Genomic DNA, 13,268 nt, shown 5'->3' with positions numbered 1-13,268 from the left:
AGACGATTCGGAGGCAAAAAGTGCCGCTCTATGCGATCGACGGAAAGACGCCCGGTTTCGAGGATGCCGACAGCAACTGGATCGCGCCCGACGCCACGCTGATCGGCGATATCAGGGTCGGCCGCAACGCGGGCTTCTGGTTCGGCGTCGTCATTCGCGGCGACAACGAGCCGATCGTCATCGGCGCCGACACCAATGTGCAGGAACACACGGTCATGCACACCGATCCAGGCTTTCCCCTGACCATCGGGCAAGGCTGCACCATCGGCCACCGCGCGCTGCTGCATGGCTGCACGATCGGCGACAACAGCCTGATCGGCATGGGCGCCATTGTGCTCAACGGCGCCAAGATCGGCAGGAATTCGCTGATCGGCGCCGGGGCATTGGTCACCGAAGGCAAGGAATTCCCCGACAATTCGCTGATCGTCGGCTCGCCCGCGCGCGTGGTGCGGGAACTGGATGAGGCGGCAGTGGCCAGGCTGCGCGCCTCGGCCGCGCACTACGTCGCCAACGCCAAGCGCTTCAAGGCGGGGTTGAAGAAGGCGTAGGCCAGAGCCGCTGCCGATCTTAAAAACGGCGGAGCCGGCCCGGGGACGGGGCCGGCTCCTAAAACCCGGTCGTTGGGGACGGGGAGGGTGGGGACTCGACCGGGTTTTCTCCTTAAGCGCGTCGCGCGACGCGCTTAACCTCTGTTTTATGCATCTCGTTGTCCCAAACCGCCGCGCACGTTTGGGCGATATGCATTGGCGTCCTTTTAGCGGACGCTGGCGACCGCGTCGGAGCGGCCGTTGTTGATCGTTACCCAAACGCCCGAATTCTGGGTCGATTGGCGCTTGAGGTAGGTGTAGTCGGTGGCGGTCCAGGGCAGCACCTTGGACTTCAGATTGTCGAGGACGAATTCGCCGAGGCTGGTGCGCACGGTCAGCACCGCGTGGCCGTCGCCATTCGACTGGCGCGCCACTGTCATCAACAGGTCGCCGGCCGGAACGCCGATAGCCATTAGTTCGCGGCGCTTCTCCAGCGCATAATCCTCGCAGTCGCCAAACCCGCTGTCGGGATAGGACCAGACTTCTTCCTTGCCCCACAGTTCCATGTCGGTGCGCGGCTCGATCCTGGTGTTGACCGAATTGTTGATGCTCACGATCCTCGCCCACAGCTTGCGGGTCAATTCGACCGGCGCCTGCTTCGGCGTCCTCTCGCTGCATTCCCGCGGCAGCTTCTGGCAGAATTCGTAATGGCCAACCGGCTGTGTGGTGCGGCCGCCGGTATGCATGAAGGCAGGTCCCGCTGCCTCTGCTGTCCCCCAGGCGGAAAGCTGCATCGCCATTGCCAAGAGCAACAGCTTGCCCCTCGTCCTCTTCATTCTTCAGTCTCCCCGTTTGAGGAGACAATGACACAAGTGGATTTATTCGGCGCAAAAGAGCGGAGTAGATATTAAGTAAAACGCCAGTAGAATAAACATAAAATTTGAGGTATTTGAGTATAGGATTGTTGAGGCATTCCTGGCTGGCCCGCGCTCGCTGCCGTCTACCCAAATCCGGCCCGATCAGGAAAGTCTCCTAAAATTAGGGAACGACTGAGTGCAAAGCGGGCGCGTCGGCCGGCGCGGGCCAATAAAAAAACCGGCCGAAATGGGCCAGTTCGGTTTGCGCATATGTTGCCGTCCGTCATACGCCGGGAGCGTTGAACTCGGAATCGAGTGTTTCCGGCCGCTGGATGACCGCGAACTCGATGGCGACACCGTCCTCGAAATGCCGCACCACCTGGCCGCGCATCGTGCCCAGCGTCACCTGGACGCCGATCGCCGGCTTGACGTCGATCTCGATCGCCGCACCTGAAAGCGACAGGTCGATAATGCGGCACTGGTACTGGCGCCCGTCGGTAAGCTGCAGCACGCTTGTCGGATTGCGCGGGGCGACGCGTTCGTGACGACGGTCTTCCGGCAGGTCGAGTTCGTGCTTGTTGGCGAGCCAGGTCAATTGCGCCGCCAGCTTGTCCTTCTTGCGCTCGGACGCGATGACCGTCATCGCGAAGCCGTCCTGAATGGTGCGGGTGACGACGCCCTCGATGCGGCCGATATGGTCGATATAGGCGATGACTTTCTCACCGGGCATGCCAATGCGCTCGCAGCGGAACGACACATTGCCAGGCGACATGTCGACGACCTGGCAAGGATACTCGGTGCGATCCTCCAGCATGAAGCGTCCGTAGATCTTCACGCGGACGCGCTGAAAGTTACGCCTTTCAGCTTGGGACGGCGCGGATTCGACCGCCGCTGACCTCATGACTGCCTGCACCCCGTTTGGCATTCCGCGCGTGATGCGGGAATTTCACGGAAAACTACAGCAAAGCAGGTTAATAAAGGGGAAAGCCTGCCCCCGTTGCTTCAGGATTTGGTGTTATTCCTCGCGTCCGCCGTCGAACACGACGAGATGACGGATGCGGCGCGCTTGGCCGAGCGCCGAAATCGTCTCTGGCGGATCGAACTCCAGGGGAACGAGCGAGGGGACGTCGATAGCCGGCCTGTTGTTCAGGAACATCGGTTCCTTCTCCGGATCGACGACCCGGACCGAATCGATCAAGGCGTCGGCGATCGGATCGGCGCCCAGCCAGAACGGTTTTTCCGCGGCACTTATGACGCCGAGGCAGCGCGGATTTTCGATACCGCCGTCGAGCGGCAGGGCGAGCAGCTCGAATTTGTTGGAGCGGCCGTTTCGGCTGAAGCCTTCATAGGTGACGAGCACCACCGATTTCTGATCGAAGACGCCATCGATCAGCCTTGCAACGAGCCGCTGGTCCTTGTCGCGCCACAGCGAGGGAAAGGAAAACCCTTTCAGTTCACGGCCATAGACCGCGCAAAGCCTGGTGCCGGCGAGCCGGAATACCGCTTCGCCGCGCGTATCCTTTTCCAGGATGAATGTGTCGGCCAGCAGCGACTTGATGTCGGCGGGCTCGACTTCCGAGCGCTTCGGGGCAGGGCGTCCGTCACGCAGCCGGTTCCAATAATGGAACAGCGTGATCGATCCGTTCTGGTTCATGCTATGCAGCTCCGCGCATTCTGTCGTCTGATGTCCCATCGGTGAACAGAAGGGCGCCCTCCGATGACCTACATGCGTTGCGGAGCAGGATGCGTGCCAGCGTCGTTAACACTTGTTCACGGGTCGGGGCCGTTAAGGTTAACAAGTGGTTTACGTTGCGTCCGACGGGGCCCTGTGGCACACCAAAACCACTCCAGAAGCGGTCGTTTTGCGACGATCGGCAGCAACTTCAGTCAAGAGTTTGGGGGTCGGGGGACTCGACCAGCCGTTCAAGGGAAACCTTGGACGGCTTCTTTTTGATTCGCGTCCGATTTTGATTCGCCCGACTTGATTCGCACCCCACTTTGACCCGCAGGGACGATTCGCCGTTTGTGATTCTGCCGGCCGTGGCCTAGATGCTCGCAATGTCGAATCTGGGACTGCGTGCAAATGAGTGAACCAGTAAGCCCGTCGGACATCGAACAGGGCGAACCGCGCGAGCCGGAGGAGCGGCGCCGTGAGCCGGTGTTCAATCTGCCGCCTGTCGTGCTGGCGGTGATCGGCATTTGCGTCGCCGTCCACCTGATCCGGGTCTATGGGCTGACCGAAGAGCAGGACCTTTCCCTGCTGATCCGGGCTGCCTTCATTCCGATCCGCTATTCCGGCCGCTTCGACCTCGATTTCTATGCATTTTCAAGTCCGTTCACCTATGCCTTCCTGCATGGCGGCTTTGCCCATCTTGCCATCAACATGGTGTGGCTGGCGGCTTTCGGCTCGCCATTGGCAAACCGGTTCGGCGCGTTTCGCTTCAGCCTGTTCTTCGCCGCGACGGGATTGGCGGCGGTGGTGCTGTTCTGGGCCGTGTATCCACTCGGCCAGGCGCCGCTGGTCGGTGCGTCGGGCGCGATATCGGGCATGATGGGAGCCGCCGCACGCTTTGGCTTCCGCATCGACCGCTCGCACGGCAAGGCCGCTTTCGCCGGCGCGCCATTGCCGATGGCCGAGGTGTTCCGCTCGCGCGGCGTTGTGACCTTTCTTGCGGTGTGGATGGTGATCAACCTCGTCACCGGCATTATCGGCGCACCCGGCGTCGAGGGCCAGATTGCCTGGGAGGCGCATATTGGCGGTTTTGTCGCCGGCTTCTTCGGGCTGCGGTTTTTTGATCGGCGCCAGCAGGCGGACGAGTTCATGGTCTGAGATCGCGGACTTGAAATGCAAGCGATCGCGGCGCACCATGTTCGCTCTTATGTGAAAGCCGGCCAGGGCAGGAGCCGGCAAGCTGAGGAGGACGCCATGACAGTTAAGGCAATTCTCGAGAAAAAAGGCCATGACGTGTTGACGTGCGGGCCGAACGACAAGCTGAGCGAGGCCATTCGCATCCTGACCGACCACAGGATCGGCGCGCTGGTCATTACCAATGGCGACCACAAGATCGTCGGCATTCTGTCCGAGCGCGACGTCGTGCGGGTGCTTGCCAAGGAAGGGGCCGCCGCACTCGATATCGCGGTGCGTTCGGCGATGACGCCCAAGGTGAAGATCTGCAATGAGAACCACACCGTCAACGAGGTCATGGAGATCATGACCAGGGGCCGTTTCCGCCATCTGCCGGTGGAAAAGGACGGTCTGCTCGATGGCATCGTCTCCATCGGCGACGTGGTGAAGCGGCGCATCGAGGATGTCGAGCGCGAGGCCGAAGAGATCAGAGCCTATATCGCCACGGCCTGAGCCCGGCGGAAAAAACCGCCGACCGGAGGCCGGCCGGCGGATTTGCCTTTACCTGTTGTCGAGTTCGGCGCGGACGAGTTCGAGCCCGCGCCGGGTGATGCGGTAAGGTCCGCCGCCCGCCGAGGAGACCGCTCTCTTCCGCTTCAGTTTGCGAAACAGATCGAGATCGACGCCAGGATAGTGCCAGCCATCGCGGGTCAGGCATTTGACGGAGGCGATCCGCTTCTTCTCGTTCTTTTCGATTTCTATGCGCCCGCCCTGCGCGAGCAGGTGCAGGATGCGCTGTTCAATACGCGAAATATCCATCTGGAGAATTCCCGGGAAAACGAAAAAAAGCCGCCGCCGCGAAAGTTCGCGGCACGGGGTTCAGGTTTTTTCTGCCCTGCCTCGCTGGGAGGTCAGGGCCTTACCGGGACTGAGCGTAAGTGGACATCCACTCTCCATTGGGATGAGCGGCATGTAGGCGAAAACGGCGGAAAAGACCAGTCAGCGGCTTTGCACTTGTCTCTTTTGGCGGTTTGCACTAGCGAGAACACACATCAAAATATGCGTTTGCGCATATTCCGCACTTCCAATTGCAGGCCCTCATGACCCTCATCGACACCCGCACGCCCGACGCCAAGCGCCTGATATCAGGCGCCACCGGCGACTGGGAAATCATCATCGGCCTCGAGGTGCACGCGCAGGTGACCTCGGAGGCAAAACTGTTTTCCGGCGCCTCGACGACGTTCGGCGCCGCGCCCAACGCCAATGTCAGCCTGGTCGACGCGGCGATGCCCGGCATGCTGCCGGTGATCAACGAGGAATGCGTCAAGCAGGCGATCCGCACCGGGCTGGGGCTCAAGGCTGAGATCAACCACAAGTCGGTCTTCGACCGGAAGAACTATTTCTATCCCGATCTGCCGCAGGGCTATCAGATCTCGCAGTTCAAGCAGCCGATCGTGGGCGAGGGCAAGGTGACCGTTTCGGTCGGCCCCGACCGGCAGGGCGAGTTCGAGGACATCGAGGTCGGCATCGAGCGCCTGCACCTGGAGCAGGACGCCGGCAAGTCGATGCACGACCAGCATGCGACGATGTCCTATGTCGATCTCAACCGCTCGGGCGTGGCGCTGATGGAGATCGTCTCGAAGCCCGACATGCGCTCCGCCGACGAGGCCAAGGCCTATGTCACCAAGCTGCGCACCATCGTGCGCTATCTCGGCACTTGCGACGGCAACATGGACGAAGGCTCGCTGCGCGCCGACGTCAACGTCTCGGTGCGCAGGCCCGGCCGCGAGTTCGGCACGCGCTGCGAGATCAAGAACGTCAACTCGATCCGCTTCATCGGCCAGGCCATCGACTACGAGGCGCGCCGCCAGATCGCCATTCTCGAGGACGGCGGCAAGATCGACCAGGAAACGCGGCTGTTCGACGCCGTCAAGGGCGAGACGCGCTCCATGCGCAGCAAGGAAGAGGCGCATGACTATCGCTATTTCCCCGATCCGGATCTTTTGCCGCTGGAGTTCGACCAGGCCTATGTCGACGCGCTGGCGAAGGACCTGCCGGAGCTCCCGGACGACAAGAAGGCACGGCTGATCTCATCGCTGGGGCTTTCGACCTATGACGCCTCGATCCTGGTCTCGGAAAAGGCGATCGCCGACTATTTCGAGAAGGTGGCCACCGGCCGCGATGGCAAGCTCGCCGCCAACTGGGTCATCAACGATTTTCTGGGTGCTCTGAACAAGGCCGGAAAAGACATTGAAAACGCACCGGTTTCACCCGATCAGCTCGGCGCTGTCATCGACCTGATCAAGGAAGGCACCATCTCCGGCAAGATCGCCAAGGATCTGTTCGAGATCGTCTGGAACGAGGGCGGCGACCCGCGCCAGCTCGTCGAGAGCCGCGGCATGAAGCAGGTCACCGATACCGGCGCCATCGAGAAGGCGGTGGACGAGGTGATATCTGCCAACCCGGACAAGGTCGAGCAGGCGCGCGCCAAGCCGACCATGGCCGGCTGGTTCGTCGGCCAGGTGATGAAGGCGACGGGCGGCAAGGCCAATCCGCAGGCGGTCAACGACCTGGTCAAGGCCAAGCTCGGCATCGAATAGGAAAATGTTCGTCCGCACTGCCAGCGAACGCGATCTAATTGCCATCCGGGCACTGCTGGTCGAGACATGGCACGCCACCTATGACGCCATCTACGGTGCCGCCAAGGTCACCGAGATATCAGACGAGTGGCATTCGATCGCCTCGCTCAAGGCGCGGCTTGCGCGGCCGAACTCCGAATTCCTGGTGGCCGACGATGGCAAGCGCCTCGGCGGCATGGCCTTCGCGGCAGCCACCACGGATCCGAAGATCATCCTGTTGAACCAGCTCTACGTGCATCCGGACTGCCAGAGGCGAGGGATCGGCCAGTCGTTGCTGGAAGAGGTCGAGGCCAGCTTTCCGGAGGCGCGCACGCTGCGTGTCGAGGTGGAAGAGGCGAATGCTCCTGCCGTCGCCTTCTACCGCGCGGAAGGGTTTCTGCCCGCCGGAAGCACTGCCGATTGCGGCGGCGGCTCCGGGCTGCCAGCGCTCATTTTCGAGAAGGTGATCGGGTAACAGCCGGCAGCAGCGGTGCGTGCCACGCCGTCAATGTTGTCCCTTGAGGACGACAAGATAGTCACGGTCCACGCGAAGGCGGAATGCGGTCTGCTCCGTTGTGCCGGGATCCTTGCGGGATTGCTCGATGACATAACCGCCCGGATGGGAGCGAAGCCATTCCTGGGCATTGTCGATCCGTTCCAGCGGCTTCTCGAGCCGGGCGAGGAAGCCGACTTGGGCCTGGTAGTCGAAGTCGACTGCCCAGTCCGCATCCTTCCGCTGGCTGATGAAATTCGCCAGCGGCATAAGATCGTAACGTTTGAAGGCGGTGGCGGATGCGATTGCATGCCCGACGCCGAATATGGCGAGCATGGAAAAGGCTGCTCCCTTGATCCTGGCGAGCGGCACTTCCGCCATGAAATATCCGAACATGATCGTTGCCAGCGGCAGGACCGGAACGAGGTAATGCGGCTGCTTGCCGGATATGGCGCTGAAGATCAGCACGATGGCGACGAACGACATCGATAACAGCCGCAGCGCCGGCAGGTCCCTTGACCGTGTCTTTATCAGGCCGCGTATTCGGGTCGGCAGTCGCAAGCGCCAGACATGCGGTACGAAAATCCACGGGATGAACAGCAGTGGCATCAGCAGGATGTAGAAATAGAACGGCCGGCTATGGGAATCATGCAACTTGCCGGTGATACGCCCGGCCGACTGGTTCCAGACGAGATCGTAGACGAAGTTGCCTTTCGTCAGGATGGTCGCCGGCACCAGCCAGACCGCTACTGGTATCAATGCGACGAGAATGGCCAGGCCTGCCCCCGCCAGGAATTTCGGGATCGTCAGCCCTGCCTGGCGATCGCGCCAGAATGGATAGAAGAGAACGGGCACGCCGACATGGATGAGCACGACAGGGCCTTTCGCCAAGATACCCAGCCCGATGAACAGTCCCGCCAAAACCGCCTGCCAATTGTTGCCGCTCCTGGCAAACGCCAGCAGCGACAACAGTGCAGCGATCACGCAGGCCGTCAGCAGCATGTCGAACAGGATCAACGTCGAATAAATGACGAAGACCGTACTTCCGGCGACCAGCCAGGGGATGCGGCTTGCGATGTCGTCGCGACCGGGAAACAACGTCCTTGCAAGCAATGTCGTCAGCCAGATGACGAGCGACGACGCGGCGAAGATGACGAGCATCGCGGCGACCCGGCTGGCGCCGAAAACGGTCCAGGCCAGGTCGATGAGCCAGAACAGCAGCGGCGGTTTCTGCAGATAGGGCGCGAAATTCATCGTCGGAACGAAGATCTGTCCGCTTTGGTACATTTCCCAGGTGACGCTGAGATATCGCGTTTCATCGACAGGCAGCAGCGGCCGAAAGGCGACCGCGATGCAGATCAATGCAAGCAGGAACAGATAGGGAAGCAGCCGCTCGACATATGCCGGTATCAAGATTGAGGATCCGCGCCAGAAATCATTCTTTCCAGCCGAGCTCTATGCGCTTCTGGAGCGCGCACGACCGCACCATGATTTTGGCCGAATTGTAACGAAGCCGGCTCAGTGTTGCAGATTTTGGCAATGAGGTCCGCAAAGGCTGCAAAACAAGCCGCCTGGATCCGGTCCCCGGCGCAAGATCAGTTCGAGCGCAGCGGTGGCGACAGCTCGCGCGTCAGGAGTTCGAGCCCGCGCTGATCGCCGGTGCCGCTCTTGTCGAAGATCGTCGCAAGTTGCGACTTGATGGTGCCGTCCGAGACGCCGCCGGCGGCGGCGATTTCCTTGCGTCAGACCGGCGGCAACGTGCCCGGCGACGCGCTGCGACAAAACGGCACTATGCAAGGCAGTCTATGCCTGCCGTGATGCAAGCTGGAACAAAGGCTGGTTGAAGCTCGCCGGATCAGACGGAGGGAACTTCCACATTGTCGATCAGTCTGGTCTTGCCAAGCCAGGCCGCGGCGAGCAGGCGGCCGTCGCGGCCGAGCCGCCACGGGGCAAGCGTCAGGCTCTCACGCGCCGCGACATAGTCGACCTTGTCGAAGCCGGCCTTGACCAGCGCGCGACGGGCCTCGGCGGTTGCGCTGTCTTCATTCGTGCCGGCCGCAAGCGCCACCGCCGCCCGGCGCAATATGGCGTTGAGCTGGCGCGCCACCTCGAGCTCGGCGTCGCCGAGATAGGCATTGCGCGACGACATGGCGAGGCCATGCGCATCGCGCACGGTCGGCGCGCCGATGATTTCCACCGGCAGGTCGAGGTCGCGGCAGAGCTGCCGGACCACGCAAAGCTGCTGGTAGTCCTTCTCGCCAAAGACCGCGAAGTCGGGCGACGCCTGCAGGAAGAGCTTCGCCACGACAGTCGCGACGCCGTCGAAGAAGGTCGGCCGGAAATCCGACTCCAGCCCGGCGGCAGGCCCGCCGACCGAGATTTTCGTGGCGAAACCGGCTGGATACATCTGCTTCACATCGGGCGTGAAGGCGAGCTGCGCACCGGCTTGTCGTAGCCGCTCGAGGTCGCGGGCGAGCTGGCGCGGGTATTTGTCGAGATCTTCGCTCGGCGCGAACTGCGCCGGATTGACGAAGATCGAAACCACGCAGCGATCGGCTTTTTCGAGCGCGATCTCGACCAGCGAGATGTGGCCGTCATGCAGCGCCCCCATGGTCGGCACCATCGCAACGCTGAGGCCGTCGCGGCGCCAGTCGCGGATTTGCGCGCGAAGCGCGGCGACGCTGTCGACGACGAGGGAACGGCTCATGCTTTGTCGCCTGCGTTGCTCTTGTTGGTAGCGGCGCGAAAGACATGGTCCGGGCCGGGAAACGTCCGGTTTCGCACCTCCGTCGCATAGCTGGCGGCGGCACCGGAGATGACGCTGCGCAGATCTGCGTATTGCTTGACGAATTTCGGCACGCGGTCGACGGTCAGGCCCACCATGTCGTCGATGACCAGGATCTGCCCGTCGCAGTCGCCGCTGGCGCCGATGCCGATGGTGGGGATGGAGATGTGCCGGGTGAGGTCGGCCGCGACGGTCTCGACAGTGCCTTCGATGACCACCGAGAACGCACCGGCCTTTTCGACCGCGTCCGCATCGCGAAAAAGTGCTGCCACATTCTCCTCGCTGCGGCCCTTGATCTTGTAGCCGCCGTCGCTTTCCACCGATTGCGGCAGCAAGCCGATATGCCCCATGACCGGAATGCCGGCCGCAACGATCGCCGCGATCTGCCGGGCAACAGCGACGCCGCCCTCCAGCTTGACGGCCTGGCAGCCGGTCTCCTTGACGATCCGCAGCGCCGAGGCAACGGCCTGGCGCGGCGAGTCCTCATAGCTGCCGGCCGGCATGTCGACCACAACGCAGGCCCTGGCGGAACCCCGCATCACTGCTTGCCCGTGGGCGATCATCATCTCCAGCGAAGCGCCGAGCGTGGTCTCGTGGCCATGCAGGACCATGGCGACGCTGTCACCGACCAGAAGCAGGTCGACATACTCGTCGAGCAGGCGCGCGACCGGATAGGTGTAGGCGGTGAGGCAGACGATCGGTACGCCGCCCTTGCGCTGGCGAATGGAGTTGGCGCTGATCCGCTGATCCGCGTCGGATGCGTCTGGGGCCAAAAGCGTCATCTCCCTCAAGACCAGTGACCATTGCCCACACCGGGCGCGCAGAGCTTTAGGAAGACGAGACAAGCTTGGCAAGCATGCGTCGGAACGAAGATTTGCATTGGCCACTGACGACCATTTGTACGGCACCTCAGGCAAAAGTCTTGCCTTCGCGATGGCCTGACGCCATAAGCAGGCAACGGGCGCCCGCCGCGAGGATTTGGATGAAAACTTTCCTTCTGCAGTTTTTCACCTGGTGGAACGGCCAGACGCTGGGAACGCGCTTCCACACCTGGCGGCACGGCAAGGAAGTCGGGCAGGATGAGACTGGCAACGTCTACTACGAGGGCGGGGTCGATTCGGAAGGCCGCACGCGCCGCTGGGTCATCTATCGCAACTATTCGGAAGCCTCGGAAATCCCGCCGGGCTGGCATGGCTGGATCCATCATCGCGTCGACGTCGCGCCGCCGAGCGAAAGCTACAAGCCACGCGATTGGCAGAAATCGCATCAGCCGAACCTCACCGGCAGTGCCGCCGCCTACCGCCCCAAGGGTTCCGTGCTGACCAATCAGCACCGCCCGCAGGTGACGGGCGACTACGACGCCTGGACGCCGGGGTCATAACCTTCGTCAACGCGGATCGATCCTTTATCGCCACAATTGGCGTTTAGCTGCTTGCTGATCCCGCAGCAGCGAATAGCCTTGGCGATCGACAGAATCACCCGGGCGCAAACAACCGGTATCCCCGTATGAGCATTTTCGGCCGAATCTCGATGGGCGCACTGACTGCGACCACTGTCGCTTTTGGTGCCTTTGGCGTGGCCGCCGCGCAGACCCCGGCGGCGCCGGAGGCGCCAGCCCCGCCCGCGACATCGGATCGCATCACCAATCCCGTCGCCGAGTTCGCCGGCATCGACAAGATTACCGGCCGCATCATCACCTTCGATGTCTATATCGACGAGACGGTGCAGTTCGGCGCTTTGCAGGTGACGCCGCGCGTCTGCTATTCGCGGCCGCAGGACGACCAGCCGAAGACCGATTCCTTCGTCGAGGTCGATGAGATCACGCTCGATCGCAAGATCCGCCGCATCTTCACCGGCTGGATGTTTGCCGAAAGCCCCGGCCTCAATGCCGTCGAGCACGCCGTCTACGACGTCTGGCTCAAGGGCTGCAAGCAGAAGTCGGACGTGCCGGCGCCCGACTCGGCCAAGGCCGATACCGAGAAAAAGGCCACGGCCAACCCCGATACCGCCGAACCGGATACCAGCAAGACCAACTGATCCTCCGGAACCGCCATATGCGCCATGCGTTAGGCCACGGACGGCCGCGCATCGATGCGCATGGAGGATCTTCGATGTCAGACAGCAAGCGGATCACGGCGAGCAAGAAAGAGCTCCTGGAACTCGAAAAGGGGTTCTGGACGGGCGACGCGGCCTACTATGCGGCCAATGCCGACACCGAATGCTTGGTGGCATTTCCGCAGATGGCGCAGGCGATGGACAATGCCGATCTCGCCAAGACCGTAACCAATCCAAATCGTTGGCGCGACCTCGACATCGAGCTCAAGGGAATAATCGAGCCGGGCAGCGATATTATCTTGTTGACCTACGAGGCGCGTGCGACGCGGGAGAACGGCGAACCGTATGCGGCGCTGGTCAGCACCGGCTATGTTCATCGCGTCAATGGCTGGAAGATGATGTTTCATTCGCAAATGCCAATGGAGGCGGCTGCGAAGGATTGACTGAGCGGCTCGTCAGGGGAAAAATACCGCTTCGCCTTTCAGCGCCTCGGCCAGCATCTTTTCGTATTTGCCGCGCGGCACATCGACGGCGCCGAAGCGCTTGAGGTGCTCGGTGGTGAATTGCGTATCAAGCAGCGCGAAGCCGCGTGCCTTCAACCGCTCGACCAGGCGCACGAGGCAGGCCTTCGAGGCGTCCGTTTCCCTGGCGAACATGCTTTCGCCAAAGAACACCCGCCCAAGCGAGACGCCGTAGAGGCCGCCGACCAGCCGGTCCGCGCGCCAGGCCTCGACCGAATGGCAATGACCCATGCGATGGAGCTCGACATAGGCTTCGCGGATCGGCGCATTGATCCAGGTCGAACGGCGCTCCTCACGCTTCTCGGCGCAGCCGTCGATCGTCGCCTCGAAATCGAAATCGAAACGGATGTCGAACAGGTTTTTCCGCAGCGTCTTGCCCAGGCTTTTGGGCGTATGGAACCCGTCGAGCGGAATGATGCCGCGTGTCTCCGGCCGCACCCAGAAAACTTCCGGGTCGCTGGCGCTTTCGGCCATCGGGAAAACGCCCGAGGCATAGGCCTTGAGCAGAAGATCTGTCGGGATGCGATAGCCTGGCGCGTAGGGACGGGTCATCGCGTCATCATACTA

Annotated in this window: 17 protein-coding genes; 9 read left to right on the top strand and 8 right to left on the bottom strand. The window is 62.1% G+C overall.

Annotated elements, in window-relative coordinates; translation table 11 throughout:
• Positions 1-20 precede the first annotated feature (20 nt).
• Positions 21-548: a gamma carbonic anhydrase family protein gene (locus AC0L2H_RS19100; protein ID WP_473591670.1), complete on the top strand. Its 528-nt coding sequence runs from the start codon at positions 21-23 to the stop codon at positions 546-548.
• Positions 549-754: 206 nt separating this feature from the next.
• On the opposite strand, the gene AC0L2H_RS19095 is transcribed toward AC0L2H_RS19100, so the two are convergent.
• The 3 genes from AC0L2H_RS19095 to AC0L2H_RS19085 all read right to left on the bottom strand — a co-directional run bounded on the left by AC0L2H_RS19095 (position 755) and on the right by AC0L2H_RS19085 (position 3,038).
• A complete protein-coding gene (locus AC0L2H_RS19095; RefSeq protein WP_473591669.1) occupies positions 755-1,363 on the bottom strand; it encodes a transglutaminase-like cysteine peptidase in 609 nt (202 codons plus the stop codon).
• 304 nt (positions 1,364-1,667) lie between these two features.
• The gene (locus AC0L2H_RS19090) at positions 1,668-2,285 is read right to left on the bottom strand and encodes a PilZ domain-containing protein (protein WP_473591668.1); all 618 of its coding nucleotides are present in this window, start codon (positions 2,283-2,285) and stop codon (positions 1,668-1,670) included.
• Positions 2,286-2,399: 114 nt separating this feature from the next.
• Positions 2,400-3,038 (bottom strand): PAS domain-containing protein, encoded by a 639-nt coding sequence (locus AC0L2H_RS19085; RefSeq protein WP_473591667.1) that lies wholly within the window; start codon positions 3,036-3,038, stop codon positions 2,400-2,402.
• 429 nt (positions 3,039-3,467) lie between these two features.
• Here AC0L2H_RS19085 and AC0L2H_RS19080 point away from each other — a divergent pair, with 429 nt between their 5' ends.
• Both AC0L2H_RS19080 and AC0L2H_RS19075 read left to right on the top strand, forming a co-directional pair.
• Entirely contained in the window at positions 3,468-4,214 is a 747-nt protein-coding gene (locus AC0L2H_RS19080) for a rhomboid family intramembrane serine protease (protein WP_473591666.1), read from the top strand.
• A 96-nt stretch (positions 4,215-4,310) separates the two neighbouring features.
• Positions 4,311-4,742, top strand: coding sequence for a CBS domain-containing protein (locus AC0L2H_RS19075; RefSeq protein ID WP_097577376.1), 432 nt, complete (start codon positions 4,311-4,313; stop codon positions 4,740-4,742).
• 48 nt (positions 4,743-4,790) lie between these two features.
• On the opposite strand, the gene AC0L2H_RS19070 is transcribed toward AC0L2H_RS19075, so the two are convergent.
• Positions 4,791-5,048, bottom strand: a complete 258-nt coding sequence (locus AC0L2H_RS19070) for a YjhX family toxin (protein ID WP_473591665.1) — start codon at positions 5,046-5,048, stop codon at positions 4,791-4,793.
• Positions 5,049-5,329: 281 nt separating this feature from the next.
• Here AC0L2H_RS19070 and gatB point away from each other — a divergent pair, with 281 nt between their 5' ends.
• Together gatB and AC0L2H_RS19060 are read left to right on the top strand one after the other, a co-directional pair.
• Positions 5,330-6,829, top strand: coding sequence for an Asp-tRNA(Asn)/Glu-tRNA(Gln) amidotransferase subunit GatB (gene gatB / locus AC0L2H_RS19065; RefSeq protein WP_473591664.1), 1,500 nt, complete (start codon positions 5,330-5,332; stop codon positions 6,827-6,829).
• A gap of 4 nt (positions 6,830-6,833) precedes the next feature.
• A complete protein-coding gene (locus AC0L2H_RS19060) occupies positions 6,834-7,322 on the top strand; it encodes a GNAT family N-acetyltransferase (RefSeq protein WP_473591663.1) in 489 nt (162 codons plus the stop codon).
• Positions 7,323-7,352: 30 nt separating this feature from the next.
• On the opposite strand, the gene AC0L2H_RS19055 is transcribed toward AC0L2H_RS19060, so the two are convergent.
• Positions 7,353-8,753 (bottom strand): ArnT family glycosyltransferase, encoded by a 1,401-nt coding sequence (locus AC0L2H_RS19055; RefSeq protein ID WP_473591662.1) that lies wholly within the window; start codon positions 8,751-8,753, stop codon positions 7,353-7,355.
• 255 nt (positions 8,754-9,008) lie between these two features.
• Between AC0L2H_RS19055 and AC0L2H_RS19050 the strand changes: the two genes are divergently transcribed.
• Positions 9,009-9,158 (top strand): hypothetical protein, encoded by a 150-nt coding sequence (locus AC0L2H_RS19050; protein ID WP_473591660.1) that lies wholly within the window; start codon positions 9,009-9,011, stop codon positions 9,156-9,158.
• Between the two features lie 37 nt (positions 9,159-9,195).
• On the opposite strand, the gene panC is transcribed toward AC0L2H_RS19050, so the two are convergent.
• Positions 9,196-10,047, bottom strand: coding sequence for a pantoate--beta-alanine ligase (gene panC, locus AC0L2H_RS19045; protein ID WP_473591659.1), 852 nt, complete (start codon positions 10,045-10,047; stop codon positions 9,196-9,198).
• The gene (gene panB, locus AC0L2H_RS19040; RefSeq protein ID WP_473591658.1) at positions 10,044-10,907 is read right to left on the bottom strand and encodes a 3-methyl-2-oxobutanoate hydroxymethyltransferase; all 864 of its coding nucleotides are present in this window, start codon (positions 10,905-10,907) and stop codon (positions 10,044-10,046) included. The genes panC and panB overlap by 4 nt, the downstream gene beginning before the upstream one ends.
• A gap of 200 nt (positions 10,908-11,107) precedes the next feature.
• Between panB and AC0L2H_RS19035 the strand changes: the two genes are divergently transcribed.
• The 3 genes from AC0L2H_RS19035 (at position 11,108) to AC0L2H_RS19025 (ending at position 12,623) form a co-directional block, all read left to right on the top strand.
• Positions 11,108-11,506, top strand: coding sequence for an NADH:ubiquinone oxidoreductase subunit NDUFA12 (locus AC0L2H_RS19035; protein ID WP_097577237.1), 399 nt, complete (start codon positions 11,108-11,110; stop codon positions 11,504-11,506).
• A gap of 125 nt (positions 11,507-11,631) precedes the next feature.
• Entirely contained in the window at positions 11,632-12,162 is a 531-nt protein-coding gene (locus AC0L2H_RS19030) for a DUF2155 domain-containing protein (protein WP_473591657.1), read from the top strand.
• Between the two features lie 74 nt (positions 12,163-12,236).
• Positions 12,237-12,623 (top strand): hypothetical protein, encoded by a 387-nt coding sequence (locus tag AC0L2H_RS19025; RefSeq protein ID WP_473591655.1) that lies wholly within the window; start codon positions 12,237-12,239, stop codon positions 12,621-12,623.
• 12 nt (positions 12,624-12,635) lie between these two features.
• Here the strand turns inward: AC0L2H_RS19025 and aat are convergent, their stop codons facing one another.
• Complete coding sequence (gene aat / locus AC0L2H_RS19020; protein ID WP_473591654.1) at positions 12,636-13,253, bottom strand: leucyl/phenylalanyl-tRNA--protein transferase; 618 nt, start codon at positions 13,251-13,253, stop codon at positions 12,636-12,638.
• Positions 13,254-13,268: the final 15 nt, after the last annotated feature.

The organism is Mesorhizobium sp. WSM4871, assembly GCF_055811295.1.
Note: the sequence above shows the minus strand (reverse complement) of the source record. Positions and strands in the feature narration are given on the sequence as shown.

Excerpts from the sequence above, each read along its gene's own strand:
- AC0L2H_RS19075 (WP_097577376.1), top strand. The coding sequence starts at position 4,311 with ATGACAGTTAAGGCAATTCTCGAGAAAAAAGGCCATGACGTGTTGACG.
- AC0L2H_RS19060 (WP_473591663.1), top strand. The coding sequence starts at position 6,834 with ATGTTCGTCCGCACTGCCAGCGAACGCGATCTAATTGCCATCCGGGCA.
- AC0L2H_RS19035 (WP_097577237.1), top strand. The coding sequence starts at position 11,108 with ATGAAAACTTTCCTTCTGCAGTTTTTCACCTGGTGGAACGGCCAGACG.
- AC0L2H_RS19095 (WP_473591669.1), bottom strand. The coding sequence starts at position 1,363 with ATGAAGAGGACGAGGGGCAAGCTGTTGCTCTTGGCAATGGCGATGCAG.
- AC0L2H_RS19025 (WP_473591655.1), top strand. The coding sequence starts at position 12,237 with ATGTCAGACAGCAAGCGGATCACGGCGAGCAAGAAAGAGCTCCTGGAA.
- AC0L2H_RS19030 (WP_473591657.1), top strand. The coding sequence starts at position 11,632 with ATGAGCATTTTCGGCCGAATCTCGATGGGCGCACTGACTGCGACCACT.
- AC0L2H_RS19070 (WP_473591665.1), bottom strand. The coding sequence starts at position 5,048 with ATGGATATTTCGCGTATTGAACAGCGCATCCTGCACCTGCTCGCGCAG.
- AC0L2H_RS19085 (WP_473591667.1), bottom strand. The coding sequence starts at position 3,038 with ATGAACCAGAACGGATCGATCACGCTGTTCCATTATTGGAACCGGCTG.
- AC0L2H_RS19080 (WP_473591666.1), top strand. The coding sequence starts at position 3,468 with ATGAGTGAACCAGTAAGCCCGTCGGACATCGAACAGGGCGAACCGCGC.
- panB (WP_473591658.1), bottom strand. The coding sequence starts at position 10,907 with ATGACGCTTTTGGCCCCAGACGCATCCGACGCGGATCAGCGGATCAGC.
- panC (WP_473591659.1), bottom strand. The coding sequence starts at position 10,047 with ATGAGCCGTTCCCTCGTCGTCGACAGCGTCGCCGCGCTTCGCGCGCAA.
- gatB (WP_473591664.1), top strand. The coding sequence starts at position 5,330 with ATGACCCTCATCGACACCCGCACGCCCGACGCCAAGCGCCTGATATCA.
- aat (WP_473591654.1), bottom strand. The coding sequence starts at position 13,253 with ATGACCCGTCCCTACGCGCCAGGCTATCGCATCCCGACAGATCTTCTG.
- AC0L2H_RS19090 (WP_473591668.1), bottom strand. The coding sequence starts at position 2,285 with ATGAGGTCAGCGGCGGTCGAATCCGCGCCGTCCCAAGCTGAAAGGCGT.